Raw genomic sequence first — 24,059 nt, 5'->3', positions numbered from 1 at the left:
CGCGCCGTTGCGGCTGCGGGCCGGCACTCGCCGACGCGGACGCCCCGGCCTGCGGACAAATGTTCCGGCACTGCGTTCCCGACAAAACCCGTGCGGCCTGCTTTGCAGCGACCGCCGGCGGGCTGCGCTGCCGGGGAGAACTTCCATAATGCCCAACAAGATGCTTATCGACACCTCCCACCCGGAGGAAACGCGCGTCGTCGTGGTGCGCGGCAACAGGATTGAAGAATTCGATTTCGAGTCCCAGGACAAGAAACAACTCAAAGGAAACATCTACCTTGCCCGTGTGACCCGCGTCGAACCGTCGCTGCAGGCGGCGTTCGTCGAATATGGCGGCAACCGGCACGGTTTCCTGGCCTTCAGCGAAATCCACCCCGACTATTACCAAATCCCGGTCGCCGATCGGCAGGCGTTGCTTCAGGCCGAGGCCGAAGCCGCCGATGAGGATGAAGACGACGACGGCGAGGAACGCAGCGAGCGGGGGCGCGGCAAGCGCCGCCGTCGCGGGCGCAGCCGGGGCAGCAAGCCCGGCGACCGTGAAGCCCGCTCGGAAACGTCGGCCTCTGAAGCCGCGGCCGAGGAAAGCGACGAGGAATCGGAAGACAACGCGCCAGACGAAGTGAGCGCGGTCGATCAAGTCGAGGCTGACGGCGACGCCAATGAAGACAAGGGCCCGGCGATGCCGGCCCGCACCGACGCCGATGTCGTTTCGGAGGAGCTTGCCGACACCGTGCCTGCAGCGGAAGAGTCCCTCTCCGAGGCCGGCAAGGAGGCGGACGACATCAAGCCGCGTGGACGTGACCGTGGCAGCCGCGGTCGTCAGGGCAGCGACGACGAAGGTGCCGAAAACGGCGACGACGCCGATGGCGAAGTCGAATCGGTCGGCGCGGAAGATGCGCTGGAGGAACTGCCGAGCCGGCGCCGCGTGGTGCGCAAGCAGTACAAGATACAGGAAGTCATCAAGCGGCGTCAGATCCTGCTGGTGCAGGTGGTCAAGGAGGAGCGTGGCAACAAGGGCGCCGCGCTGACGACCTATCTGTCGCTGGCCGGACGCTATTCGGTCCTGATGCCCAACACCGCGCGTGGTGGCGGCATCTCGCGCAAGATCACCAGCGCACAAGATCGCAAGCGGCTCAAGGACGTGGTCAAGCATCTCGACGTGCCGCAAGGCATGGGCGTGATCTTGCGAACGGCAGGCGCCAACCGGACCAAGGCCGAGATCAAGCGCGACTACGAATATCTGATGAGGCTTTGGGAGAACGTCCGAACCCTGACGCTCGAATCGACGGCGCCGACGCTAGTCTATGAAGAAGGCAGCCTGATCAAACGCTCGGTACGCGATCTCTACAACAAGGAAATCGACGAGATCCTCGTTTCCGGCGACGACGGCTATCGTGAAGCCAAGGACTTCATGCGCATGCTGATGCCCAGCCATGCGAAGGCCGTCCAGCCTTACCGTGACGTGGTGCCGATCTTCGTGCGCCACGGCGTCGAGGCGCAACTCGACAAGATGCTGCAACCGCAGGTGACGCTGAAGTCCGGCGGGTACATCATCATCAACCAGACCGAGGCGCTGGTTTCCATCGACGTCAATTCGGGCCGCTCGACCAAGGAGCACTCGATCGAGGACACTGCGCTCCAGACCAATCTGGAGGCCGCCGAGGAAATCGCGCGGCAGCTGCGGCTGCGCGATCTGGCGGGCCTAATCGTCATCGACTTCATCGACATGGAGGAGAAGCGCAACAATCGCGCCGTCGAGAAGCGTCTCAAGGATCACCTCAAGCACGACCGGGCCCGCATCCAGGTTGGACGCATTTCGCATTTCGGCCTTCTGGAGATGTCACGCCAGCGCATCCGCGCAAGTGTGCTGGAATCGACCATGAAGCCCTGCCCGCACTGCGGCGGTACCGGCCATGTGCGCTCCGATTCCTCCGTCGCACTGCATGTCGTTCGCGCCATCGAGGAGTTTCTGCTCAAGGATGCGCGGCATCACATCACCGTGCGCACCCCGGTGGCGACGGCGCTCTACGTGCTCAATCACAAGCGCGCCAACCTTGCCGACCTCGAGGAGCGGTTCGGGCTTACGATCGCGATCGAAGCCGATGAAAACATTGGCATACAGCATTACCTGATCTCGAAGGGCGCTCCAGTGGAGCGCCCGGTCGACATACAGGCCCTTTCGCCGATCGGTGTGTCGGCGGAGATTGAAGAGAGCGAAGAACTCGCCGATCAAGCCAGTGCGGAGACCGAAGACGGTGACGAGCAGGACGATGGTCGCTCCCGCAAGAAGCGCCGCCGGCGCAGAAGGCGTGGCGGGCGCGACCGCGACGCCGAAGGCGAGGCGATCCCGGAGGACCGGGAGGCGGACGCCGCTGAAGAAGACGACGCAGAAGCGGAAAGTCGTTCCGACAGTGACGATGACGGCCAGGACCGCAAGAAGCGCCGGCGCGGCAAGCGCGGCGGACGCAGAAGCCGGCGTGACCGCGACGGCGAAGCCGCAGCGGTGGATTCATCGGACCACGAAGCGGTGATCTCGGCGGAGCCGACCGACAACGCCGAGACCGCCGACGAAACGCAGTTGGATGTCGTCACTGAAGTCGCTGAAGCGGCCGGCCCGGATGAGCCTGTCGAGGCCGCAGACGTTGCGCCGAAGGCCGAAAAGCCCAAACCCGCGAAAAGCCGTTCGCGGCGCAAGAAGCCGGCCGAGGCAAAGGCGGAAGCAGTTGTGGAAGCCGACCAGGCGGTCGAAGCTACCGCTCAAGACGAACCGGTGGTGACCGACGCGCCTGCCGAGACCGAAGCGGCGGTCACTGCCGAGCCGGTCGTGACGTCGACGGTCGCGAGTGAGGAGCCGACGCCGACCGAGGAAAAACCGCGCAAATCCGGCTGGTGGCAGCGCAAGGGCTTTTTCTGAGCCCACTCCGACTGGCGATTTGAAAGGAAGGCCGGGGTTCGCCCTGGCCTTCTTCGATTCGCCAGTTCCCCTTGATAGGCAGTTCCGGCAAAGATCATTTTGCCAGCCAGGTCTCCAGCCGATCCATGGCTTCAATCATATCTGCTGGGTCGCCGGCGTAGGAAAAGCGCATCGTGCGGTGACCGTTGACCGGGTCGAAATCGTGGCCCGGAGTGGCGGCGACGTGCGCCTCCCGGATCATGCGGCGTGCGAACGCCATGCTGTCATTGGAGAAGCGCGAGACGTCACAATAAGCGTAGAAGGCTCCGTCCATTGGCGCTGCGATCTCCAAGCCCAATCTCGGCAACTGCTTGAGCAACATTTCGCGGCTCATCGCATATTTCCGCTTCACCGCATCGAGTTCGACGCCAGCCCCGAATGCATGTACCGCGGCACGTTGCGACAGTTCTGGCGCTGAAATGTAGAGGCTTTGCTGAATACGTTCGATCGGCCGCAACAGGGCGTCCGGAACGACCATCCAGCCGATGCGCCAGCCGGTCATGCAATAATATTTGGAGAACGAGTTGATCACGACAACGTCGGGATCGGCAGCAAGTGCGGTTGTATCGGCTGCATCGAAGGCAAGGCGGTGATAGATCTCGTCCGAAATCAGGGAAATACCGAGTTCCTTCGCCGTCATCGCTATCCGCGCAATCTCATCGGCCGGGATGACGGAACCGGTCGGATTGGCGGGGCTCGCGAAAAGAAACCCCTTGAACGGCCTGTCGCGGAAAGCGTCCGCCATCAACTCCGCGGTCGGGTAGCCACCTTTTGCGAGCGGTATCTCAATCAGTTCAATACCGAGCGCTTTCATGATGTTGCGATAGGCTGGATAGCCCGGCGCGGTCGTCGCGACGCGGTCGCGGGGGTCGAACATCGCTAGGAAGGCGAGATTGAAGGCCGCTGAGGATCCTGTGGTGACCACGATTCGTGAGTACGGCACGTCCACGTCGTAGTGGTCTGCGTAGTGATTTGAGATGGCTTCCCGCAGTTCCGAGATGCCCAGCGCGTCGGTATAGCCGATGCGGCCATTGATCGCTGCCGCCACAGCGGCATCGCGGACGGCTTTGGGCGCGGGCTCCGATGGTTGGCCGACTGCCATGGAAATGATCGGAAAACCCTTTGCTTTCAGCCGGTTCGCATCGGCCAGCACATCCATTGCATGAAACGGCTCTACCGCGCTGCGCCTTGATATCGCCACTGTCATAAGCGCACCCTCTAGGTTGTTGCGAGCGTACGCTCGCGGCAGCCGGAGTCGATCGGCACCATCACGAATGCCTGAACACCACGGCTCGGTCTTTCCATCGTCCACACGGTCGTCTACCTGTGATTTCCGCCATGTCCAGTGCGAAGAAAAAGTCGGGCTTCTTCACGCGCGCCGCCATTGCGGTCGGCGTCGCCGTCCAGTTTGCCCTAGCCCCGCTGTCGCCAGCGATCGCGCAACAACAACGGGTGCCGATCGTCCGCGACGCCGAGATCGAGGCGCTTGTCAGCGACTATGCACGGCCGATCCTGCGCGCGGCCGGGCTTGGCAAATCCGGCATAGACATTGTTCTGGTCAACGACCGCAGCTTCAACGCCTTCGTTGCCGGCCGACGTATCTTCATCAATACCGGGGCGCTCCTGACGGCCGAAACGCCAAACGAAATCATCGGGGTGTTTGCGCACGAAGCGGGCCATCTCGCCGGGGGGCACCAGGAACGACTGCGTGCACAGTTGGAGCGCGCACAGACGATTGCCATCGTGGCCACCCTTCTGGGAATTGGCGCGGCAGTGGGCGGCGCGCTGAGCGACAACAGTGCCTTGGCGCGCTCCGGCGGCGGCATCGCCATGGGCGGCGCGGAGGTGGCGCGGCGCGGCCTGCTCGGCTATCAGCGTGCGGAAGAAAGCTCGGCGGACCGCTCGGCTCTGACCTACCTGGAACGTACCGGCCAGTCAGCACGCGGGATGCTGAAGACCTTCGAGCGCTTCGCCAGCGCATTGGCGCTGACCGGCTCAAGGGTCGACCCCTATCAGCTCAGCCATCCCATGCCGCGCGAGCGCATCGCCCATCTGCAGACGCTGGCGAGCCAAAGCGCTCATTTCAACAAGACGGACAGCGCGGCTCTCCAGGTGCGCCACGATCTGATGCGCGCCAAGATCGCGGCTTATACCGAAGGCCCGGCCGCGACATCGCGCCTTTTCCGCAACAATCCGCGCAGCCTGCCCGCACTCTACGCTGACGCGATCAACACCCACCTGCGCGGGCGCCCGCGCGACGCGATCGCCAAGATTGACCGCCTCATCGCCACGCAGCCCAACTACGCCTATTTTCACGAGCTTCGCGGCGACATGCTCGTGCGAGCCAATCAGCCCGGAGAGGCAATCAAGGCCTATGCGCGGGCGCAGAAGCTCGACGGGTCCAAGTCGCCGATCATCCAGATCAGCTACGGAAAGGCCCTGTTGTCGGCCGGCGATCAGAAAGCGACCCGCGAGGCGGTTCGCCAGATCAGCAACGCGCTCAGCCGCGACCGCGAAAATCCCGACGGCTATATGCTGCTGGCACAGGCCTATGGCCGGCTCGGCAGTATCGGTGAAGCCGAACTCGCCTCGGCCGAGATGCATTACTATTCGGGCTCGTTCCAGGAAGCCCGCATCTTCGCAACACGAGCGCAGCAGAAACTGAAGCGCGGCAGCCCAGACTGGGTGCGAGCGCAGGATATCATCAACGCCCGGCCGAACCGCAAGAAGTGACCGCCGGCCGTCCGAAGGAACAAGCAGCATGAAGAGAATTTTGGTGTTCGGCATTGCGGGCGTGATGGTCTCGGCAGCAATGCTGGTTGCTGGCTACATCGCAGGCCAGCCGGTCGGCCCTGCTGTCGCCGGGCAGATCAAGGTCGTCGAGGCACAGGGCGCTTCGGCGATCGATCGGGCTGAGGTCGAGGAGATCATTCGCAACTACCTGCTGGAAAATCCGGAACTGCTGCTCGAGGTCCAGGAGGCACTTGAGAAGAAGCAGGAAGAACAGCAGCGCGTCGCGCAGGAGGCGACGATCTCGGAGAAAAGCGACGAGATATTCAACTCCGCCCATGACGGCATCTTCGGCAACCCGAACGGTCAGTACACGCTGGTAGAGTTCTTCGACTACAATTGCGGCTACTGCAAAAGGGCGATGGCCGACATGCAGGCTGTGACCGAGGCCAATCCAGAAGTGCGTTTCGTGCTAAAGGAGTTTCCGATCCTGGGCCCCGATTCACAACGCGCGCATATCGTGTCGATGGCCTTCCGCTCGCTGTTGCCGGAGAAATACGACCAGTTCCATACCAAGCTTCTGGGCAGCGCCGGACGCGCGACCGAGGAGAGCGCTGTCAACATCGCCCTAGCGCTCGGCGCGGATGAAGGAGAGCTGCGCGAAGCGATGAAGAACCCGGCCATCGCCGAAGCCTTCGCTGGCACCTATGAACTCGCAAACGCGCTTTCCATCACCGGAACCCCTTCTTACGTCGTCGGCAACGAGGTCGTTTTCGGCGCGCTGGGCCGACAGGTGCTGGAGGAAAAACTCGCCAAGCTGCGCGAGTGCTCTTCGGCGGCGTGCTGACTGAGAAAGCGCGAAAGCCCCGAAATCACGGCTGTGGACAGCGAAAGATCACGTGGCGCGCTCTTTCCTGCCGCCTGCATGGCGACTATAGAGTGACCGGCGTCGGCGCTTTGCCGCCGGCCACGAGGTCCAGATGTCGCGAACCGTCTTTGTGCTGAACGGCCCCAACCTGAACATGCTCGGCAAGCGTGAGCCGTCCATCTATGGCGGCAAGACCCTCGCCGACATTGAGGTCGACTGCCGCCGAGCGGCAGACGGGTTGGGGCTCGCGATCGAGTTTCGCCAATCCAACCACGAAGGGGTGCTTGTCGACTGGATACAGGAAGCCGGGGACAAGGCCCAGGCGATCGTCATCAATCCCGGCGCCTACACCCATACGTCGATCGCGCTTCACGACGCGATCAGGGCAGTCGGGCTTCCAGTCGCCGAGGTCCATCTTTCTAACATCCACGCACGCGAGCAGTTCCGCCACGTCTCACACGTGTCACCGGTGGCTGTGGGCGTCATCTGCGGCTTCGGGCCAATGGGCTACGCGCTTGCGCTGCAGGCGCTTGCCGATCGTCTGTGAGTACCAAGGCAACAACGAGGAATTCACGTTCAATGTCGACCAAGAAACCCGGGATAGACCAACAGCTCATCCGCGACCTCGCCGACATCCTCAACGAAACGCACCTGTCTGAGATCGAGGTCGAGCAAGGCGATCTGCGTGTCCGGGTTTCGCGGCAGAACACTGCCATCCAGGCCGCAGCGCCTGTCTATGCGCCGCCCCCGTCGGCCGAGCCCGTCAGGCCGGCACCCCGCACCGAACCGGCTGTCGAGGCAGCCGCACCCGCCACCAAGCCGGGCAATGCCGTGAACTCACCGATGGTCGGCACCGCCTATGCCTCTCCGGCGCCGGGCGCCAAGCCGTTCATCGAGGTCGGTCAACAGGTGCGGGAGGGCCAGACCCTGCTCATCATCGAGGCCATGAAGACGATGAACCAGATCCCCTCGCCGCGCGCCGGTACGGTGACCGCGATCCTGTTCGAGGATTCGCAGCCGGTGGAATTCGGCGAACCGCTGGTCGTGATCGAGTAAGAGCGGCATGTTCCAGAAGATCCTCATTGCCAACCGCGGAGAGATCGCTCTTCGAGTGCTGCGCGCGGCCAAGGAACTCGGCATCAAGACGGTCGCCATTCACTCGACCGCCGACGCCGACGCCATGCACGTCAAGCTCGCCGACGAGAGCGTATGCGTCGGGCCACCGCCATCGCGGGACAGCTACCTGAACATCCACCAGATCGTGGCCGCCTGCGAAATCACCGGCGCCGACGCCATCCATCCGGGCTATGGATTCCTGTCGGAAAATGCCCGCTTCGCCGACATCCTGGCTGCGCACAACATTACCTTCATCGGACCTTCCGGCGACCACATCCGGGTCATGGGCGACAAGATCGAGGCCAAGCGAACCGCCAAGCGCCTCGGCATCCCGGTGGTGCCGGGTTCCGACGGCGCCGTCACCGATGAGAAGGAGGCGCGCCGGATCGCCGCCGAGATCGGTTACCCGGTCATCATCAAGGCCTCCGCCGGCGGCGGAGGGCGCGGCATGAAGGTGGCACGCAACGAGGATGACCTCGACGTTGCGCTGGCGACCGCGCGCTCGGAGGCAGGCGCGGCCTTCGGCGACGACGCGGTCTACATCGAGAAATATCTCGAAAAGCCGCGTCACATTGAAATCCAGGTGGTTGGCGACGGCCAGGGTGGCGGCATCCACCTGGGCGAGCGCGACTGTTCGCTGCAGCGGCGCCACCAGAAGGTCTGGGAGGAGGCCAATTCACCGGCTCTCAACGACGAGGAGCGTGCCCGTATCGGTGATGTCTGCGCGCAGGCCATTGCCGATCTCGGCTATTCCGGCGCAGGCACGATCGAGTTCCTCTACGAGGATGGCGGCTTCTATTTCATCGAGATGAACACGCGGCTCCAGGTGGAGCATCCCGTCACCGAGGCGATCACCGGCATCGACCTCGTCCATGAGCAGATTCGAGTCGCCTCCGGCGGTGGCCTGTCGGTCACGCAAAGCGACATCCGCTTCCACGGACATGCCATCGAATGTCGCATCAACGCCGAGGATCCACGCACATTCGTGCCTTCACCTGGCACGATCAGTCACTTCCATACGCCAGGCGGGCTCGGTATCCGGGTCGATTCAGGCGTCTACTCCGGCTACAAGATCCCGCCCTACTACGACAGCCTGATCGGGAAACTGATCGTTCACGGCCGTAACCGCGTGGAGTGCATGATGCGGCTTAGGCGGGCGCTCGACGAGTTCGTCGTCGACGGCATCAAGACGACACTGCCGCTCTTTCGTGATCTGGTCGGCAACCTCGACATCGCCAATGGCGATTACGATATCCATTGGCTGGAAAAGCATCTGTCGCAAAGCAAGTGACGTGACGCGACCATGGTAAGGCCGTTCGCGCCCGGCTACCGGATACCGCCGGACCTGTTGCTCAAGGCCTATTCGAACGGCGTCTTCCCGATGGGCGAGAGCGCCGACGACCCGGAGGTGTTTTGGGTCCGGCCGGAAACGCGCGGCATTATTCCGCTCGACGCCTTTCACGTACCCAGGAGCCTGCAGAAGGTGGTGAGGCGGCGCATCTTCGATATCCGTATCGACAGTGACTTCGACGGCGTCCTGCAAGGCTGCGCCGAAACCAAGCGCGGCCGCGCCAGCACGTGGATCAACGCCCCGATCCGCGACGCTTATCGCGAACTTTTCCAGCGCGGCCATTGCCATACGGTGGAGGCCTGGCTGGGCGGGCGACTGGTCGGTGGACTCTACGGCGTGACGCTCGGCCGCTCATTTTTCGGAGAAAGCATGTTCTCGCGCGAGCGTGACGCTTCCAAGGTGTGCCTGGTGCATCTTGTCGAACGCCTGCGCGAGCGCGGGTTCGTGCTTCTGGATACCCAGTTCACGACAGCACACCTGAAGCGTTTCGGCGCCATCGATCTGCCGCGTCGCAAATACGAAACCCTGCTGGCCGAAGCCATCACGGGAAACGCTCGGTTCTTTCCCTGATGGAATGCCGGGTCAGTCGGCGCGGGCTTCGGGCGCCGGCACTTGCGAGTCCTGCTTGCAGTCCTTCAGCCACACGTCATAGACGGCATGCTCGACCGCATTCAGACCCGGGCTTTCGGCGAACATCCAGCCGGTGAAAATGCGACGAATCTTGCGGTCGAGCGTGATCTCGTCGACCTCGACAAACGAATCCGTCTTCGCTTCCTCGGTATCGGGGCTTGAATAGCAGACGCGCGGTGTCACCTGCAGCGCGCCAAACTGCACCGTCTCGTCGATATAGACATCGAAGGTGATGATCCGACCGGTGATCTTGTCGATGCCCGTGAACTCGGCGACAGGATTGGAGATTCGTTCCTCGGCGGCTGCAGGAAACGCCGCCAGCAGCAGCGCGGCGGCCGCGACACCGTGCCGCCAGCGTGGCCACTTCGCAAACCCTGCAACGTCGATCATGCGCTCACCGGAACCATTTCCGCATCATTGCCGATTCGGCCGCATTTGCCCGCATCGAAAATCCGACAACCCGGTTAGCCGTCCATTGTGGCGAAAAATCTGCCTTTGCCGCGGTCAGCCGCCGGGCGTCCAGGCGTCGTAGTCGCCGGTAACCGCCGGCCGCTCGCCGGGCGAAAGCAGTGAACCCTTCGGTCGGTAGGCCTGCGCGGTGCCGGTCAGGTTCGGCACGTGCGGCTTTTGCCATTCCCGCGCGTTGTAATCCTCCTTGGAGGGCGGCGTATCGGTGCGGTAGTGCATCCAGCCGTGCCAGCCGGATGGAATGCGTGAGGCCTCGACAAGACCGTTGTAGATCACCCAGCGCCGCGTGCGCCCTTCCGAATCCTTGCCGCCCTGATAATAGCGGTTGCCGAACTCGTCCTCGCCGACGAGGCTGCCCTTGCGCCAGGTGTGAAAGCGGGTGCCGAGCGTCTGCCCGTGCCACCAGGTGAAAATCTGAAGCAGCAAATTCTTCATCGGTCGCCTCGTGCGGATCCTTCGCCTTATGACCCTCGTACGTCGCGAACGCAAGGGCGTCCGCAATTTAGTCCTTCATGGCAGGACAGCTCCGCGATAGGCTCGGCTCGACTTCTCAACGCCCCTCGGAGAACCCGACATGCGAGCGCGCCTTTGGCCGGCATTGGCCTTCCTTGCCCCCTGCCTGGGTCCTGCACCCGCGTTGGCGCAGAACGGTCCTGTCGGCATCGCTTTCGTCGAGGCGCCGGAGCAATCGTCCGGCGTCTGCAGTGCCGGCAACCCGGACAAGGGTTTTGCGTGTGCGCGCCAGAAATGCGTCGAGGGCGGCGCGGAACAGCGCGACTGCCTGCGGGTCGCTTGGTGCTACCCGGCCGGCTGGAGCGTCGATGTCTTCAAGCAGCATAGCGAGGGGCCACACTGGCACGAACATTCCTGCGGCTGGGGCAGCAGGGAGGCGGCGATGAAGGCGGCGGAGGTCAGATGCGACCCTGCGCTTCACGACTACCTTATCGAATGCGCGCCGGTACGCCTTTGGGATCCGGACGGGACGGAACTGCCGGTCGAATGACAGGCGAGCGCGGTACCACCGCAGGCGCGAGTAAGGTGCCGGCGGGCCTGATCGGCATTTCCTGCGCCATGGGCGCGGCGATCGCGTTCTCGCTCAACGACGTCGTCATCAAATATCTATCCGGCGACTACCCGCTGCACCAGATCACTTTTATCCGCAGCCTGATCGGCATAATCGTGACGTTGGCCGTCTTCGTGCCGCTCGACGGCTCCTATCGCGATCTGCGCACGAACCGGCTGGGCTTTCACATGATGCGTGGCATGATCGTGGTTTTCGCCAACATGACCTTCTACGCCGCGCTCGCCACCTTGCCGCTCGGCGAGGCGACGGCGATCTACTTCGTCGGACCCCTCTTCGTTACAGGCCTGTCGGTGCTGCTTCTTGGCGAACGGGTCGGGCCGAGGCGCTGGCTCGCGGTGTTTCTGGGACTCGCAGGCGTGATGATCGTCATCCGCCCGGGCGGCAGCACTTTCCAATTCGCCGCCTTCCTGCCTCTTGTCGCCGCCTTCGGTTATTCGCTGCTGCAGATCACCACACGCAAGCTTGGCGTGGCCGTGAAGGCCTCAGCGATGTCATTCTATCTCAGCATCGCCTTCATCTGCTTTTCCGGCGCGATGGGGCTGATCTTCGGTGACGGCCGCTACAGTGGCTCAGGCAACGCAAATCTCGAATTCCTGCTGCGCGCCTGGACCTGGCCGCCCGTGGGCGATTTTGCCTTGCTCGGCGCGATCGGTGTCATCGGCGCGACCGGCGGCTACCTGGTGAGCCAAGCCTACCGCGTCGCGCAGGCGGGTTTGATAGCACCGTTCGAATATGTCGCCATGCCTCTGGCGATCTTCTGGAGCGTCGTGATCTGGGGCGATTGGCCCGATGTCGTGGCGTGGATCGGGATCGCGCTGATTGCAGGGGCCGGCTTCTATGTTTTCTACCGCGAGGCAGAACTCGGCAAGCGCATCCGCTGGAAGACGCCGCTTCGGCGCGAGCGATAGGGATCAGCTCAGCTGGCGCTCGTAGATCAGTGCCGGGATTCCGGAATCCTGACGGCCGCAATTGGCGGTGCGCCCAACGTCCTCGAATCCGTTCGCCTTGTAGAACGCAATCGCGCCGGCATTGGCCTCTTCGACCTCAAGCTTGACCGTACGCGCCTCCGGAAAACTCGCGATAATCTCGTCGAGCAACAGCCTGCCAGTTCCCCTGCCCTGCTGGCCGGGGCGCACATAGAGCTGATGCAGCATCACGGTCTTGTCGTCATCGCTGGCGCTGGCAAAGGCCATGCCGCCGATCATCTCGCCGTCGTCCGCTAGCACGAACTCCGACCTCGGCATCGTCAGCCGCGCCCTGAGCGCCGCAATTGAATGCCAGTCGTCGGTGATCTCGATCACCCGCGCCACGCCGTAGATACCGTCATAGGTCGCATGCCAGGTCTCAACGAGCAGGTCGCGCACGGCATCGAGATCTCGCTCGGAAGCAGTGCGCACAAACATGTTTACTCGATTCCCAGCTTTTGCCGGATAAGCTCGTTGACGGCCTGGGGATTGGCCTTGCCGCCGGTTGCCTTCATCACCTGACCGACAAACCAGCCAGCCATGGTCGGCTTGGCCTTGGCTTGCTCGACCTTTTCCGGGTTGGCCGCAAGCACCTCATCGACGGCCTTTTCAATTGCACCAGTATCGGTCACCTGCCTGAGGCCGCGGCTTTCGACCAGTTCGCGCGGGTCGCCACCCTCGTTCCAGACGATGTCGAACAGATCCTTGGCGATCTTGCCGGAGATCGTGCCTTCCTTGATCAGGTCTATGATCGCGCCAAGCTGTTCCGGCGAAACCGGAGTCGCTTCAATGCCCTGGCCGTATTTGTTCAAGGCTCCCAGCAAGTCGTTGATGACCCAGTTTGCCGCCAGCTTGCCGTCGCGACCCTCGGCGACCTTCTCAAAGAAGTCGGCAGTGGCCTTTTCCGCAACCAGCACGGAGGCGTCGTAGGGCGAGAGACCGAGCGTTGCAACGAAACGCTCTCTCTTCTCGTCCGGCAATTCCGGAAGATCGCCGGCGAGCGCATCGACATAGGCCTGGTCGAACTCCAGCGGCAGAAGATCCGGATCGGGGAAATAGCGGTAATCGTGCGCCTCCTCCTTGGAGCGCATCGAACGCGTCTCGCCCTTGTTGGGATCAAAGAGGCGGGTCTCCTGATCGATCGTGCCGCCATCCTCCAGGATGGCAATTTGCCGCCTCGCCTCGTACTCGATCGCTTGGCCAAGGAAGCGGATGGAGTTCACGTTCTTGATCTCGCAGCGCGTGCCGAAACCCTCGCCCGGCCGGCGCACGGACACGTTGACGTCGGCCCTCAGCGACCCTTCGTCCATGTTGCCGTCACAAGTGCCGAGATAGCGCATGATCGAGCGCAGCTTGGTCACGTAGGCCTTGGCCTCGTCCGACGAGCGCATGTCGGGCTTCGACACGATCTCCATCAGCGCGACGCCGGAACGGTTGAGGTCGACATAGGACATGGTGGGATGCTGGTCGTGCATCGACTTGCCAGCGTCCTGTTCGAGGTGCAGCCGTTCTATGCCGACCTCTATGTCCTCGAAATTTCCCTGCCGGTCGGGGCCGACAGAGACCTTGACCTTGCCTTCCCCGACAATCGGCTGCTTGTACTGCGATATCTGATAGCCCTGAGGCAGGTCGGGATAGAAATAGTTCTTACGATCGAAGACGGACTTGAGGTTGATCTCTGCCTTCAGACCAAGCCCTGTGCGGATCGCCTGCTTGACGCATTCCTCGTTGATCACGGGCAGCATGCCCGGCATCGCTGCATCGACGAGGCTGACATTGGCGTTGGGTTCGGCACCGAAGGCCGTCGAGGCGCCCGAAAACAGCTTCGACTGCGATGTTACCTGGGCGTGCACCTCAAGGCCGACGATGATTTCCCAGTCGCCGGTGGCGCCGGCAATCAAACGCGTCGGGTCGGGCGTGCGGGTGTCGATAATGGTCATCGGCGAGATTGCTCGTGAAGGAACTGCCCGGTTCGCTAGACCATTCGCAGCAGGCAGGCAAGGCTTTGCCCCATTTGATCGAGGTCAAGGCGGGCCGCGGGCCCTGGCGCAAGACTGGTACGCCAACTTGAGCGAGGAGATCTACGATGAAGCCCTTCAGGATCATCGACAGGATGGCCGCCAAAGCCGACCTGATGAACAACATGATGGAACATCTCGGCGTTCGCGACGGCGTCGCTCGAATGCCCGACGGCGCTGCTGTGCTCAGGAACGCGACATTGCGCTGCCTCACCTGCGGCCACGGGCAGGAATGCCGTGAATGGCTGGCCTCGGATACTGCGCACAGCCGCGCGCCCGCCTATTGCCGCAACCGCGAACTTTTCGACTTCGTCGCCGACGACGCCTGACCGGGGCCGCCTCCCAACACAGCGCTAGGCGGTGGCGATGTAGTTGCGGATTTCCTCCGCTTCGTGCTCGATTTCCTCGATGCGGCGCTTAACGACGTCGCCGATCGAGATGATGCCAGCCAAAACGCCGTCCCGCTCGACGGGCAGGTGGCGGAAGCGGCCGGCCGTCATGATGCCCATCACGTCGTTGACCGTGTGATCCTCGTTGCAAACCTTGACCTTGGCGGTCATCGCTCCCGCAACCGGCTGTTGCAGTGCAGCCGCTCCTTCGGCGGCCAGCATGCGCACGATGTCGCGCTCGGAGAGAATACCGGCGATCTTGCCACCGCCCTTGGTCACCACAACCGCGCCGATCTTCTTCTCGGCAAGCAGGCTCACCGCCTCTCCGACCGTGCGCTCGGGCGCGATCGTGACGACGTCGCCGCCCTTGTCCGCGAGAATGGTTCTGACCAGCATGGCTTTCCTCCTGAGCTTCCGTGCTCCAGCCGTTCCCACCTGATGACATGGTGCTACCGGATTTCGGCCAATGCAAGACTGGCCGCCCTCCGACCTAGAAAGAGCGCGTAAGCGGACCGCGGTCGAACAGCCGGACACCAAAAAAACCGACCAAGAAACCGCCGATATGCGCCTCCCAGGCGATCACCGCATCCGACCCTGGAACACCGCCGAGGAGGCCCGTCGCGACGTTCACCGCCATCCAGACGCCAAGGAACGTCACCACGGCACGCAGGCGCAAGGCCTCGGTGATCGGGAGCAGCGTGCCAGCAAAGGCGGAGCGTTGGCCCCGGCGACGATCGACACGGAAACCGAATCGGGCTGCCGCGCCCATCATGCCGGAAATCGCTCCGGACGCCCCGACAAGGGGCGAGGAACTGTCGGGATAGATGAGAAAGTGCATCAGCGCCGCAGCCAGCGCTGTCACGGCCCAGAACGATGCGAATCGCCATGCACCAAAGCGGTTGGCCAACGGAGAGCCGAAGGCGGCCAGCCAGATCATGTTGATCGCCAGATGCGCGAGACCACCGTGCAGCAGAGAATAGGTCAAGGGGCTGGAGAAGGCGAAAAAATCCAGCGAATAGCCTCCGGTGTAGCGGAGCGGAATAAAGGCCGCTGCGACCAGGAGGTCCAGATCCTGCGCCGGCGCAATCACATAGACCCGAGCGGCGTGGATCAGCACACAGGCGCCGATGAAGCCCAGTACGATGCCTGGAATGTTGAAGGCCGGTTCGCCACCGCCGCCGTTCGGGGGTTGGACACCCCTGTTGTCAGGCGCGGGCTCCGCAGTCATCCTCCCGGTCTCCTCGGCTGATTCGGTTGGCCGCGAGTTCGCCTGCTTGTCCCGGCAGGCGCAAGGGGAATGGTAAAAAAGGCCGCCCAGGATGTCCCCCTGGACGGCCGGTCGAGCCCCTGCCCGAAATCTTGCGCTGCAACACCCGTGGCGGAATTCCCGAACAACGCCAATGGCTTCGCCTGTCGTCCCCTTCTGACATCCACGAGCCCGGCGCGCAATTGAAACCATTCGTTAAGGTTAACGGGACGGGCCCGTTAACAACTCCCCCAAGGGTGCTGGCACGCAACCTGCTCCTTCCGCCATGTATCGCACGCGGGAGGCCCCCCGTTGTGCGGCGATGACACAACAAGACGAGCAGGGAATAGCGGGGACAGATGAAACTGGAAGGAACCATCGCACTTTTCCAATATTGGGACAGGCTGCGAAACGGACGCGCGGCGCCGCGGCGCTCGGAAGTCGAGCCGGCGGACATCAAACCGATGCTGGCGGACACCTTCATTCTCGAACGGGACACGCGCGGGGAGGCCGTATTCCGTCTCGCCGGCACGAGGCTTTGCGCCACCTATGGCCGAGAGTTGAAGGGCTTCGCCTTCACATCGCTGTGGGCAGCGCAGGACCAGCCGTTGGCGGGCAGGTTGGCGACAGGATCGCTACAGGAAAAATCGGTGTCGGTGACCAGCTACGAAGGCGTTACCAACCAGGGACGCTCGGTGGCGTTCGAACTGCTGCTGCTTCCCCTGGACGGCGGCATCGACAGCCCGCGTTCGCTTGGTTGTATCACGCCTCACGAAAAGCCCTACTGGCTCGGCAGCGACCCGGTCGTAGAAAGCCGAATCGATTCGATGCGGCTGATCGACCCGAACCGCGAGCCCATGTTCCTCAAGAACAGGCCGGCCATTGCCGTGCCGCCGCTCGCGCCTTCGGATGACACGATGAGCGAGGGTGGCGTCGGGAAAACAAGACGCTTTCGCCATCTCGTGGTAATCGACGGTGGACGCGACGGCTGACAAGGCCCTCATCGCTGCCACCGGTGGTTGAGGCAGACCCTTAAGTCGCAGAGCCGTTCGGCCACGGGGCTTACCGCTTGTTAACCCATTCCGCCCTAAATGGGAGGACCATTCGCGCGTAGCGAATCCGGGCTTCAGGCGGGCAGAGGATGAGATGACGTCAGCGGCGATCGACACAGCGCCGTCACGCGCCGAAAGGCGCCACTTCCAGCGCGTCCGCGTCAAGGTGTACGGGCGCTACATGCTGGAAGACCGCACGGAGCACCCTTGCCAGGTGATCGACATGTCGCCCGGTAACGCCCTGTTTCGGTGCGACCGGGTCGGCGCGCTGGGTGAGCGAGTCATTGCCTATCTGGACCACATCGGTCGGATCGAGGGCGTGATCACGCGCCTGCAGGACGACGGCTTCGCGATCACGTTGATCGCGTCTGATCGCAAGCGCGACAAGCTCGCCGCCCAACTCACGTGGCTGGCCAACAAGCACGAGCTCGACCTGCCGGAAGACCGCCGCCATGAGCGGGTGACGCCTCGTAACCCCGTCAGTGTCGTGCGGCTCGAAGACGGTCGCGAATATCAGTGCCGGATCGTCGACCTTTCGCTTTCCGGCGCAGCGGTCGAGATCGACGTGCGTCCTGCCCTTGGAACTCCTGTCACGCTTGGCACGATGCGCGGTCGCGTCATACGGCATTTCGAAGACGGCATCGCCGTCGAGTTCGCCGTCGTGCAACGAGTCGATTCGCTTGAAGCCCAATTCAGCGGCGGTGCCGGTAACTCCTGACGGGACGGCCCCTCTCCCCTTCTTTGCCTCCTCGCTCCCATGCAGATGTGTCCGCTCCTTCGCTGGGCGACGCGACGACACAGCCAAGTCGCCGGATAGCTCAAATTTTCTGCAAATTTCGATCTAATTAAGAGCGCATTTTTCTATTTATTTATCTCAGTTTTATTCTTTATCTCTCGTGTTTTTACTTAAGTTACTCCACGTTCTTTTGCGTCAAATAAATCCGCGCCTGTCATTGTCTGCTCAAACGGGGAGACGAGGCAATGACCAAACGGGGACGTTACCTTACGGTTGCGGCAATGCTCGCGTGGACGGCGAGCGCGGCCAACGCAGCCAATCCATTCATGATTACCGGCGGGCGTACGACGCAACCTGTCGGACACTACGAACTCTGCCAGCGGCTGCCGGCGGAGTGCGATCAGGGGCGACCGGCTTCCCGGCCGGTCGAACTGACCCGCAAGCTGTGGAAGACCATTCTTGAGATCAACCATGCGGTAAATGTCGCCGTCGCACCCAAGACGGATTACGAGATCTGGGGCCGCGAGGAGTTGTGGTCCTATCCGAAGGGGGTCGGCGACTGTGAAGACTATGTGCTGGAAAAGCGCCGCCTGCTGATGAGGGCTGGCGTTCCCTCCGGCAACCTACTGATCACCGTAGTGCGCCAACCCAACGGTGACGGCCACGCCGTACTGACGGTCAATACCAGCTATGGCGACTTCGTGCTCGACAACCTGGAACCGCGGGTGCTGGTCTGGACGGACACCGAATACCGCTATCTGAAGCGCCAATCCGCGCGCCACGCCGGTGCGTGGGTGTCGATCGACGACGGCCGCAGCGTTGCCGTCGGCAGCGTGCGCTAGGCCGCTGCAAAGGAATACCCGGTCGAGTCCCCACCCTCCCCGTCCCCAACGACCGGGTTACGGAGCCGGCCCTTGTCCCCGGGCCGGCTCCACTTTTTTGGGGAATTGGCTGCTGCTATCTCAAGCCTCGGTTAGGCCCATGATGAAGCGGCGGCCGTTCTCGACATAGTGGGCGGCTGACCATTTCAGCAGTTCCACCGCTTTCCCGTCGAGGTCACGCACCGGCTTGGCCGGTGAACCGACGATCAGGGAATTATCGGGGAAGACCTTGCCTTCGGTCACCAGCGCGCCAGCCCCGACAAGGCAGTTGTTGCCGATCTTCGCGCCATTGAGAACGATTGCACCCATGCCGATCAGGCTGTTGTCGCCGATTGTGCAGCCATGCAGGATGGCGCGGTGACCGATCGTGCAACCTCGGCCGATCGTCAGCGGAAAGCCGATATCGGTGTGCATGATGGTGTGTTCCTGCACGTTGGTATCGGGGCCGATTGTGATCGGTTCGTTGTCGCCGCGAATCACGACGCCAAACCAGATGCCGGCGTTGCGGCCAAGCCGCACCTTTCCGATCACGCTGGCGTCGGAGGCGATCCAATTCGTGCCGCGGTCCTCGAATTCCGGTGCGGTGCCGTCAAGCGCGTAGATGGTCACATCATCCTCCCATTCCCGATGTCTGCGTCAGGAGAGCAGACCGGCAATGCGAAAGGCAAGGTCGGCGACGACAACGCCGCTGGCAACGATCCAAAACGCCGCGATCAGGGCACTGAACACAACCAGGCGATCACCTGTGCCGCCCTGGGCCCGCTCCAGCGCCGTGTTGACCAGCATGAAGGGTCCGGCCGCGGCCGTCAGCATCAATGAGCGCCACACATGTTGCCTTGTCACGAAAGGCTCACGAAGATCCAGCCTCCTTCCGGCCCACAGTTCCATCAGCGAACCGGTCAGGCCCGCGAACACGAGCCCGCAGGCAACGACAAAGGCGGCTGTCGCGACGTGGATCATTTTTACCGTCCGTTTACCATGAAACCGCAAGGTCGAACGCGTACTTCGCAAGTTCCATGCCGGCTGATCTGTGCCGGATGGGGACGGACAATCATCGGAGCGGCGCGTGCAGACTGCCACAACCCAGGACGTCGGCTCGGTCAGGGCGATCGATGACCGGTTCATGTTTCGCGTCTTTCTCGCTTTCGCAGCCATGGCGCTGGCGGCGGTGCTGATCAGCTTCGGTGGCAAGACGATCGGCCGTTCGATTGCGCTGGCCGGGCACACCGAGGATACGACGCTACGCGAGGTCGTCGTGGGCAACGACGTCATCTCGGTTCCCTCGAACGCCATCCGCTTCGAGCGCGAACGCCGAACCGGTGTCGCAGCGGGCCTCCATCTCTATCTCCGCTGGCCTGAGATGAGCGGTTACCGCACCGAGTTTCGCGACGACTTCAACCACGCGGACGGCGCGCGCAACATCGTGTTTCTGTCGTTCGAGCCGCGAATGATGTCGCGCGACATGAGCGGACGCTTCGAGCCGATCTACCGAGCGCTGATCCGACACCCGGGCGAACCGGGTCCGGGTGGGTTGTCCTTTCACGTATTCAGTGAAAAGTCCGGATATATGAATGAGATATTGGCTGTCGGGCAGACCGGCGCGGGCGAACCCTTCGTGGCACGCTGCCTGACCGGGCCGGTAGCGGCGGAATCACTCGCCGAATGCGAGCGCGATATCTTCGCCGGCGATGATCTCAGCCTTACCTACAGGTTCCCGGCGTCGCTCCTGGGCGATTGGCGGCGGCTCGAGGCGGCGATCCGCCAGTATGTGGCAACGGTGGTTCAGACCGACGCGCGATATCTGCAAGCCGGCGACCGGTTGGGTCAGAGGTCGATGTCGAGAATCGCCATCGAGAAATTGTAGGAAAGCTCGCCCTCATCCTCATCGCGATAGATGATGCCGAGGAATTCGTCGCCCAGATAAAGCTCGCAGGAATCGTCCTTGCGCGGACGCGCCTTCACCTCCAGCCGTGGATTGCTGAAGGTCTTCTTGAAATAGGCGTCGAGCTTCCTGATTTCCTCGGGTTTCAACCGGCTTCTCCTCGTCCGATACCGGGCGCCGCAACCGGCGCCTATCGCCGCTGCATGTGGCACGCGGCCCGATGCCGTGTAAACCCTGAAAGGTCGGAAAGCCGTGGCGCTAAATCAGTCCTTGCCGGACAGAAGCTGGTCCATTGCTCGCGACGGCTCCGCGCAGCCGGCCTCGCCAACGATACGCGCAGGCACGCCCGCCACCGTCTTGTTGTTGGGAACGGAGGAAAGCACGACAGAACCGGAAGCGACCTTGCTGCAATGGCCGATCTCGATATTGCCGAGGATCTTCGCCCCGGCGCCGATCAGAACACCGCGGCGAATCTTGGGATGGCGGTCGCCGCCTGCCTTGCCGGTGCCCCCGAGCGTCACACCGTGCAGGATCGAGACGTCGTCGTCGACGACCGCGGTCTCCCCGACCACGAAGCCCGTCGCATGATCGACGAAAATGCCCTTGCCGATACGTGCCGCCGGGTTGATGTCAGTCTGGAACACGGCAGACGAGCGGCTCTGCAGATAGAGCGCGAAATCGCGCCGGCCTTCACTCAGAAGCCAGTGCGCGAGCCGATGCGTCTGGATGGCGTGGAACCCCTTGAAATAGAGCACAGGTTCGAGAAAGCGCCTGCAGGCCGGATCGCGGTCGTAATAGGCCTGGATATCGACGCGTACCGTAGCGCTCCATTCCGGATTGGCCTTCAACATTTCGGCGAAGGTCTGCGCAATCAGCCCGGCGCTGAGATCGGCATGATCAAGTCGCTCGGCGATACGGTGGATGACGGCTTCTTCCAACGTGTCGTGGTTGAGGATCGTCGAAAACAGAAAGGCGGCCAGCAGCGGGTCGTTTTCGACCGCCTCGCGGGCCTCCTGACGCACGGAGTCCCAAATCGGATCGACAGGTCGGATTTCGCTCGACCGGGCGTGGCTACGTGCACTCATGATCCGGCTCCCTTGGGCAGCGTCGGCTTGCGGTGGCCGGGAACATACGTCAGAACGGCCTCGCATTGAACATCAATTTCCTCAACGCTTCTTCAATTGGATTGAAATGGCCGGAATTCAAGCAGGAGCGGAAACTGCGCTCGCGGTCTCGCGTGACGACGATGGCGTGGTCGCGGTCACGTTCAACCGTCCCGCGAAGAAAAACGCCCTGACCCTGGCCATGTGGCGCGCGCTTACGAACGTCTTTGCGGCGCTGGAGCAAGACAATGCGGCGCGCGTCGTGATCCTGCGAGGTGCCGGCACTGACTTCTGTGCCGGAGCCGACATCAGCGAGTTCGGCGTGGTGCGCCGCGATGCGGGTACTGCGCGAGACTACGAAGCCGCCAACTCTGCGGCCTTCGCGGCAATTCGCAATTCACGTCTTCCGACGATCGCCGCGATCTCTGGCACCTGCTTTGGCGGCGGCTTCGGCATCGCCGCCGCCTGCGACATCAGGCTCGCGACCGCGGACGCCCGGTTTTCGGTTCCGGCCGCACGACTAGGCCTCGCCTATCCGGCGGAGGCCATGACCGACATCGTGGCCGCGACCGGACCGCAAATGGCCAAGTATCTCCTCTTTTCCGCCGCCCGCCTCGACGCCGGAGACGTCTTGCGGGCGGGCTTCCTGCTTGAGGTCGTCGAGGACGCGGAAGCGCTTTGGCAGCGTTGCAACGCGACAGCCCGCGACATTGCGGCGAACGCGCCTTTGACGATCCGGGCCTCGAAGGCCGCCATTGTCGCGACGTTCAGCCGCGACATCGGGGACATTGAACGAGCACGCGCGCTCGGAGATGCAACCTTCGACAGCGCGGATTACGCCGAGGGGCGAACAGCTTTCGCCGAACGTCGCCGTCCTCGCTTCAAGGGCATCTAGCAGCCCGCTCTCCCGCCCGCGTCGCGCCCTTCACCGTGTTAAGCTGCGAACTCTGCGCACGTGCTCCGGCCTTCTGGACCATCAGGCTCCGACACGTGGCGGTAGCGCCTTCAGGCACCGGGAAGCATTTTCCGCCCCTGCCCGCCGCGCATCGATGCAGGCGGCTATCCAGAGAGGACCAGCCCGCAATGGCGGTCACTGCCACTGACCCGCGTTTCCTGCCCGACGGCCAGCACGCCTGGTTCCGACTGGCAATTACCATGCTGCTTGGCACCATCGGCAGCGTCGGCATGTGGTCGATCGTGGTTGTGCTGCCAGCGGCCCAGGCAGAATTTGGGGTAAGCCGCGGCGACGCATCGCTCTCCTACACGATGACGATGGTCGGTTTCGCCCTGGGCAACGTAATCATCGGTCGTTTCGTCGACCGGCTGGGCGTCGTCCGCCCAACCACGGGCGCCATTCTCTGCCTTGGGTCAGGCTATCTGCTTGGTGCGATCGCACCCAGCATCTGGCTACTGGCCGCAGCGCAACTCGTTGTCGGGTTCGGGGCGGCGGCCACCTTCGGGCCTCTAATGGCCGACATCTCGCGCTGGTTCGTACGCCGCCGCGGCATTGCCGTCGCCAGCGCAGCCTCCGGAAACTATATCGCCGGCGCGATCTGGCCTTGGGTTCTGCAGTCCGGAATGGCCTTCGACGGCTGGCGGTTCACCTATGCCGGTGTCGGTATCTTCTGTCTGCTCGCCATGTTGCCCTTGGTGCTCCTGCTGCGCGGCCGGGCTCCTGATTTCCAGGCAACGACGCATGCCACCAACGCTGTTGACCGGCTGACCGCGGCGCTCTCGCCGCGCCTCCTGCAAGGGTTGCTGATCGTCGCCGGCGTCGGATGCTGCGTGGCCATGTCTATGCCGCAGGTTCATATCGTCGCCTATTGCGCTGATCTCGGCTACGGCGTAGCGCGCGGTGCTGAAATGCTCTCGCTGATGCTTGCCGCGGGCATCGTCAGCAGGCTCGCATCGGGCATGATCGCCGACCGCATCGGCGGCGTGAAGACATTGCTGCTCGGATCGGTGCTGCAGGCAATCGCGCTGCTTTTCTACATCCCCTTCGACGGGCTCGCCTCGCTCTATGTCGTATCGTTGATGTTCGGCCTGTCGCAGGGTGGCATCGTGCCGTCCTACGCGATCATCGTGCGCGAATATTTGCCGCCCCGCGAGGCTGGCGAGCGGATCGGCATCGTGATCATGGCGACCATCGTCGGCATGGCGTTCGGCGGATGGCTCTCCGGCTTCATCTACGATCTGACCGGTTCCTACCGCGCGGCTTTCGTCAACGGCATCGCGTGGAACGTTCTCAACATCGCGGTGATGATTTTCCTTCTCATGCGCACGCGCAGGCCGCGCATGGCCGCTGCCTGATCAGAACGCCTTGAAGGTCAGCGTCGTCAATGTGCGGAAGATACCGGCCACGTTGGCGACGTTCTCGTCGATGAATTTGCCCACGTCGACGCCGTCCTCGATGTACAGCTTGATCATGAGGTCGTACTCGCCACTGGTGGAGTACATCTCCGAAACAATCTCCCGCTCGAAGATGGCGTCGGCGACCGCGTAGGTCTTGCCAGGGTAACATTGTACTTGAACGAAAACGGCTCGCATCTCTGACCTGTGATTTTCCGGATCGGCGGTTCCGAAGGCC

28 protein-coding genes are annotated in these 24,059 nt (G+C 62.9%); 16 read left to right on the top strand and 12 right to left on the bottom strand.

Annotation, left to right across the window (positions count from 1 at the left end):
* Nucleotides 1–148: 148 nt before the first annotated feature.
* Entirely contained in the window at nucleotides 149–2,914 is a 2,766-nt protein-coding gene (locus FQ775_RS04375; protein WP_146299461.1) for an Rne/Rng family ribonuclease, read from the top strand.
* Nucleotides 2,915–3,008: 94 nt separating this feature from the next.
* Here FQ775_RS04375 and FQ775_RS04370 read toward each other — a convergent pair whose 3' ends face one another.
* Nucleotides 3,009–4,160 (bottom strand): pyridoxal phosphate-dependent aminotransferase, encoded by a 1,152-nt coding sequence (locus FQ775_RS04370; RefSeq protein WP_146299462.1) that lies wholly within the window; start codon nucleotides 4,158–4,160, stop codon nucleotides 3,009–3,011.
* Between the two features lie 131 nt (nucleotides 4,161–4,291).
* Here FQ775_RS04370 and FQ775_RS04365 point away from each other — a divergent pair, with 131 nt between their 5' ends.
* The 6 genes from FQ775_RS04365 (at nucleotide 4,292) to aat (ending at nucleotide 9,588) form a co-directional block, all read left to right on the top strand.
* Nucleotides 4,292–5,686 (top strand): M48 family metalloprotease, encoded by a 1,395-nt coding sequence (locus tag FQ775_RS04365; protein ID WP_146299463.1) that lies wholly within the window; start codon nucleotides 4,292–4,294, stop codon nucleotides 5,684–5,686.
* Between the two features lie 28 nt (nucleotides 5,687–5,714).
* Nucleotides 5,715–6,530 carry a DsbA family protein gene (locus tag FQ775_RS04360; protein ID WP_146299464.1) on the top strand — a complete coding sequence of 272 codons (816 nt, stop codon included), beginning with the start codon at nucleotides 5,715–5,717 and terminating at the stop codon, nucleotides 6,528–6,530.
* A 133-nt stretch (nucleotides 6,531–6,663) separates the two neighbouring features.
* Entirely contained in the window at nucleotides 6,664–7,098 is a 435-nt protein-coding gene (gene aroQ, locus FQ775_RS04355; protein WP_146299465.1) for a type II 3-dehydroquinate dehydratase, read from the top strand.
* A gap of 32 nt (nucleotides 7,099–7,130) precedes the next feature.
* The gene (gene accB / locus FQ775_RS04350) at nucleotides 7,131–7,607 is read left to right on the top strand and encodes an acetyl-CoA carboxylase biotin carboxyl carrier protein (protein WP_146299466.1); all 477 of its coding nucleotides are present in this window, start codon (nucleotides 7,131–7,133) and stop codon (nucleotides 7,605–7,607) included.
* 7 nt (nucleotides 7,608–7,614) lie between these two features.
* The gene (gene accC / locus FQ775_RS04345; protein ID WP_146299467.1) at nucleotides 7,615–8,958 is read left to right on the top strand and encodes an acetyl-CoA carboxylase biotin carboxylase subunit; all 1,344 of its coding nucleotides are present in this window, start codon (nucleotides 7,615–7,617) and stop codon (nucleotides 8,956–8,958) included.
* A 12-nt stretch (nucleotides 8,959–8,970) separates the two neighbouring features.
* Complete coding sequence (aat, locus tag FQ775_RS04340) at nucleotides 8,971–9,588, top strand: leucyl/phenylalanyl-tRNA--protein transferase (RefSeq protein WP_146299468.1); 618 nt, start codon at nucleotides 8,971–8,973, stop codon at nucleotides 9,586–9,588.
* Between the two features lie 12 nt (nucleotides 9,589–9,600).
* Here the strand turns inward: aat and FQ775_RS04335 are convergent, their stop codons facing one another.
* Nucleotides 9,601–10,038: a DUF2155 domain-containing protein gene (locus FQ775_RS04335; protein WP_146299469.1), complete on the bottom strand. Its 438-nt coding sequence runs from the start codon at nucleotides 10,036–10,038 to the stop codon at nucleotides 9,601–9,603.
* A 114-nt stretch (nucleotides 10,039–10,152) separates the two neighbouring features.
* A complete protein-coding gene (locus tag FQ775_RS04330; protein WP_146299470.1) occupies nucleotides 10,153–10,551 on the bottom strand; it encodes an NADH:ubiquinone oxidoreductase subunit NDUFA12 in 399 nt (132 codons plus the stop codon).
* 139 nt (nucleotides 10,552–10,690) lie between these two features.
* Here FQ775_RS04330 and FQ775_RS04325 point away from each other — a divergent pair, with 139 nt between their 5' ends.
* On the top strand, nucleotides 10,691–11,119 hold the full coding sequence (locus FQ775_RS04325; RefSeq protein ID WP_146299471.1) for a hypothetical protein: 429 nt from the start codon (nucleotides 10,691–10,693) through the stop codon (nucleotides 11,117–11,119).
* Complete coding sequence (locus FQ775_RS04320) at nucleotides 11,116–12,108, top strand: DMT family transporter (RefSeq protein WP_146299472.1); 993 nt, start codon at nucleotides 11,116–11,118, stop codon at nucleotides 12,106–12,108. Before FQ775_RS04325 ends, FQ775_RS04320 begins: the two co-directional genes overlap by 4 nt.
* A 3-nt stretch (nucleotides 12,109–12,111) precedes the next feature.
* Here the strand turns inward: FQ775_RS04320 and FQ775_RS04315 are convergent, their stop codons facing one another.
* On the bottom strand, nucleotides 12,112–12,603 hold the full coding sequence (locus FQ775_RS04315) for a GNAT family N-acetyltransferase (protein ID WP_146299473.1): 492 nt from the start codon (nucleotides 12,601–12,603) through the stop codon (nucleotides 12,112–12,114).
* 2 nt (nucleotides 12,604–12,605) lie between these two features.
* Nucleotides 12,606–14,105 (bottom strand): Asp-tRNA(Asn)/Glu-tRNA(Gln) amidotransferase subunit GatB, encoded by a 1,500-nt coding sequence (gene gatB / locus FQ775_RS04310; protein ID WP_146299474.1) that lies wholly within the window; start codon nucleotides 14,103–14,105, stop codon nucleotides 12,606–12,608.
* Between the two features lie 146 nt (nucleotides 14,106–14,251).
* Between gatB and FQ775_RS04305 the strand changes: the two genes are divergently transcribed.
* On the top strand, nucleotides 14,252–14,512 hold the full coding sequence (locus tag FQ775_RS04305) for a DUF6455 family protein (protein WP_146299475.1): 261 nt from the start codon (nucleotides 14,252–14,254) through the stop codon (nucleotides 14,510–14,512).
* 24 nt (nucleotides 14,513–14,536) lie between these two features.
* On the opposite strand, the gene FQ775_RS04300 is transcribed toward FQ775_RS04305, so the two are convergent.
* Together FQ775_RS04300 and FQ775_RS04295 are read right to left on the bottom strand one after the other, a co-directional pair.
* Nucleotides 14,537–14,968, bottom strand: a complete 432-nt coding sequence (locus FQ775_RS04300; RefSeq protein ID WP_146299476.1) for a CBS domain-containing protein — start codon at nucleotides 14,966–14,968, stop codon at nucleotides 14,537–14,539.
* A gap of 94 nt (nucleotides 14,969–15,062) precedes the next feature.
* Nucleotides 15,063–15,800: a rhomboid family intramembrane serine protease gene (locus FQ775_RS04295; protein ID WP_146299477.1), complete on the bottom strand. Its 738-nt coding sequence runs from the start codon at nucleotides 15,798–15,800 to the stop codon at nucleotides 15,063–15,065.
* Between the two features lie 377 nt (nucleotides 15,801–16,177).
* Between FQ775_RS04295 and FQ775_RS04290 the strand changes: the two genes are divergently transcribed.
* From FQ775_RS04290 to FQ775_RS04280, 3 genes are all read left to right on the top strand, one after another.
* On the top strand, nucleotides 16,178–16,810 hold the full coding sequence (locus FQ775_RS04290) for a PAS domain-containing protein (RefSeq protein WP_146299478.1): 633 nt from the start codon (nucleotides 16,178–16,180) through the stop codon (nucleotides 16,808–16,810).
* A gap of 154 nt (nucleotides 16,811–16,964) precedes the next feature.
* Nucleotides 16,965–17,588, top strand: a complete 624-nt coding sequence (locus FQ775_RS04285) for a PilZ domain-containing protein (RefSeq protein WP_146299479.1) — start codon at nucleotides 16,965–16,967, stop codon at nucleotides 17,586–17,588.
* A 263-nt stretch (nucleotides 17,589–17,851) separates the two neighbouring features.
* On the top strand, nucleotides 17,852–18,448 hold the full coding sequence (locus FQ775_RS04280; protein ID WP_146299480.1) for a transglutaminase-like cysteine peptidase: 597 nt from the start codon (nucleotides 17,852–17,854) through the stop codon (nucleotides 18,446–18,448).
* A 120-nt stretch (nucleotides 18,449–18,568) separates the two neighbouring features.
* Here the strand turns inward: FQ775_RS04280 and FQ775_RS04275 are convergent, their stop codons facing one another.
* Together FQ775_RS04275 and FQ775_RS04270 are read right to left on the bottom strand one after the other, a co-directional pair.
* A complete protein-coding gene (locus FQ775_RS04275) occupies nucleotides 18,569–19,096 on the bottom strand; it encodes a gamma carbonic anhydrase family protein (protein ID WP_146299481.1) in 528 nt (175 codons plus the stop codon).
* A gap of 27 nt (nucleotides 19,097–19,123) precedes the next feature.
* Entirely contained in the window at nucleotides 19,124–19,447 is a 324-nt protein-coding gene (locus FQ775_RS04270) for a DUF6949 family protein (protein WP_146299482.1), read from the bottom strand.
* A 106-nt stretch (nucleotides 19,448–19,553) separates the two neighbouring features.
* Between FQ775_RS04270 and FQ775_RS04265 the strand changes: the two genes are divergently transcribed.
* A complete protein-coding gene (locus FQ775_RS04265; protein WP_349291496.1) occupies nucleotides 19,554–20,351 on the top strand; it encodes a hypothetical protein in 798 nt (265 codons plus the stop codon).
* Here the strand turns inward: FQ775_RS04265 and FQ775_RS04260 are convergent.
* Entirely contained in the window at nucleotides 20,312–20,518 is a 207-nt protein-coding gene (locus FQ775_RS04260) for a DUF3126 family protein (protein ID WP_146299483.1), read from the bottom strand. The two genes, FQ775_RS04265 and FQ775_RS04260, sit on opposite strands and share 40 nt — an antisense overlap.
* A gap of 114 nt (nucleotides 20,519–20,632) precedes the next feature.
* Complete coding sequence (gene cysE, locus FQ775_RS04255) at nucleotides 20,633–21,454, bottom strand: serine O-acetyltransferase (RefSeq protein ID WP_146299484.1); 822 nt, start codon at nucleotides 21,452–21,454, stop codon at nucleotides 20,633–20,635.
* Here cysE and FQ775_RS04250 point away from each other — a divergent pair.
* Together FQ775_RS04250 and FQ775_RS04245 are read left to right on the top strand one after the other, a co-directional pair.
* Complete coding sequence (locus FQ775_RS04250; protein WP_246730264.1) at nucleotides 21,453–22,367, top strand: enoyl-CoA hydratase-related protein; 915 nt, start codon at nucleotides 21,453–21,455, stop codon at nucleotides 22,365–22,367. The two genes, cysE and FQ775_RS04250, sit on opposite strands and share 2 nt — an antisense overlap.
* 188 nt (nucleotides 22,368–22,555) lie before the next feature.
* Complete coding sequence (locus FQ775_RS04245) at nucleotides 22,556–23,782, top strand: MFS transporter (protein WP_146299485.1); 1,227 nt, start codon at nucleotides 22,556–22,558, stop codon at nucleotides 23,780–23,782.
* Here FQ775_RS04245 and FQ775_RS04240 read toward each other — a convergent pair whose 3' ends face one another.
* On the bottom strand, nucleotides 23,783–24,019 hold the full coding sequence (locus tag FQ775_RS04240; protein ID WP_146299486.1) for an Lrp/AsnC ligand binding domain-containing protein: 237 nt from the start codon (nucleotides 24,017–24,019) through the stop codon (nucleotides 23,783–23,785).
* Between the last annotated feature and the right edge of the window lie 40 nt (nucleotides 24,020–24,059).

Source organism: Nitratireductor mangrovi, from assembly GCF_007922615.2.
Taxonomy (GTDB): domain Bacteria; phylum Pseudomonadota; class Alphaproteobacteria; order Rhizobiales; family Rhizobiaceae; genus Mangrovimarina; species Mangrovimarina mangrovi.
The sequence above is the reverse complement of the archived record's forward strand: the minus strand, read 5'-3'. Positions and strand labels throughout refer to the sequence as shown.

Coding starts and splice junctions, on each gene's coding strand:
- FQ775_RS04375 (WP_146299461.1), top strand. CDS start 149: ATGCCCAACAAGATGCTTATCGACACCTCCCACCCGGAGGAAACGCGC.
- FQ775_RS04370 (WP_146299462.1), bottom strand. CDS start 4,160: ATGACAGTGGCGATATCAAGGCGCAGCGCGGTAGAGCCGTTTCATGCA.
- FQ775_RS04365 (WP_146299463.1), top strand. CDS start 4,292: ATGTCCAGTGCGAAGAAAAAGTCGGGCTTCTTCACGCGCGCCGCCATT.
- FQ775_RS04360 (WP_146299464.1), top strand. CDS start 5,715: ATGAAGAGAATTTTGGTGTTCGGCATTGCGGGCGTGATGGTCTCGGCA.
- aroQ (WP_146299465.1), top strand. CDS start 6,664: ATGTCGCGAACCGTCTTTGTGCTGAACGGCCCCAACCTGAACATGCTC.
- accB (WP_146299466.1), top strand. CDS start 7,131: ATGTCGACCAAGAAACCCGGGATAGACCAACAGCTCATCCGCGACCTC.
- accC (WP_146299467.1), top strand. CDS start 7,615: ATGTTCCAGAAGATCCTCATTGCCAACCGCGGAGAGATCGCTCTTCGA.
- aat (WP_146299468.1), top strand. CDS start 8,971: ATGGTAAGGCCGTTCGCGCCCGGCTACCGGATACCGCCGGACCTGTTG.
- FQ775_RS04335 (WP_146299469.1), bottom strand. CDS start 10,038: ATGATCGACGTTGCAGGGTTTGCGAAGTGGCCACGCTGGCGGCACGGT.
- FQ775_RS04330 (WP_146299470.1), bottom strand. CDS start 10,551: ATGAAGAATTTGCTGCTTCAGATTTTCACCTGGTGGCACGGGCAGACG.
- FQ775_RS04325 (WP_146299471.1), top strand. CDS start 10,691: ATGCGAGCGCGCCTTTGGCCGGCATTGGCCTTCCTTGCCCCCTGCCTG.
- FQ775_RS04320 (WP_146299472.1), top strand. CDS start 11,116: ATGACAGGCGAGCGCGGTACCACCGCAGGCGCGAGTAAGGTGCCGGCG.
- FQ775_RS04315 (WP_146299473.1), bottom strand. CDS start 12,603: ATGTTTGTGCGCACTGCTTCCGAGCGAGATCTCGATGCCGTGCGCGAC.
- gatB (WP_146299474.1), bottom strand. CDS start 14,105: ATGACCATTATCGACACCCGCACGCCCGACCCGACGCGTTTGATTGCC.
- FQ775_RS04305 (WP_146299475.1), top strand. CDS start 14,252: ATGAAGCCCTTCAGGATCATCGACAGGATGGCCGCCAAAGCCGACCTG.
- FQ775_RS04300 (WP_146299476.1), bottom strand. CDS start 14,968: ATGCTGGTCAGAACCATTCTCGCGGACAAGGGCGGCGACGTCGTCACG.
- FQ775_RS04295 (WP_146299477.1), bottom strand. CDS start 15,800: ATGACTGCGGAGCCCGCGCCTGACAACAGGGGTGTCCAACCCCCGAAC.
- FQ775_RS04290 (WP_146299478.1), top strand. CDS start 16,178: ATGAAACTGGAAGGAACCATCGCACTTTTCCAATATTGGGACAGGCTG.
- FQ775_RS04285 (WP_146299479.1), top strand. CDS start 16,965: ATGACGTCAGCGGCGATCGACACAGCGCCGTCACGCGCCGAAAGGCGC.
- FQ775_RS04280 (WP_146299480.1), top strand. CDS start 17,852: ATGACCAAACGGGGACGTTACCTTACGGTTGCGGCAATGCTCGCGTGG.
- FQ775_RS04270 (WP_146299482.1), bottom strand. CDS start 19,447: ATGATCCACGTCGCGACAGCCGCCTTTGTCGTTGCCTGCGGGCTCGTG.
- FQ775_RS04250 (WP_246730264.1), top strand. CDS start 21,453: ATGATCCGGCTCCCTTGGGCAGCGTCGGCTTGCGGTGGCCGGGAACAT.
- cysE (WP_146299484.1), bottom strand. CDS start 21,454: ATGAGTGCACGTAGCCACGCCCGGTCGAGCGAAATCCGACCTGTCGAT.
- FQ775_RS04245 (WP_146299485.1), top strand. CDS start 22,556: ATGGCGGTCACTGCCACTGACCCGCGTTTCCTGCCCGACGGCCAGCAC.
- FQ775_RS04240 (WP_146299486.1), bottom strand. CDS start 24,019: ATGCGAGCCGTTTTCGTTCAAGTACAATGTTACCCTGGCAAGACCTAC.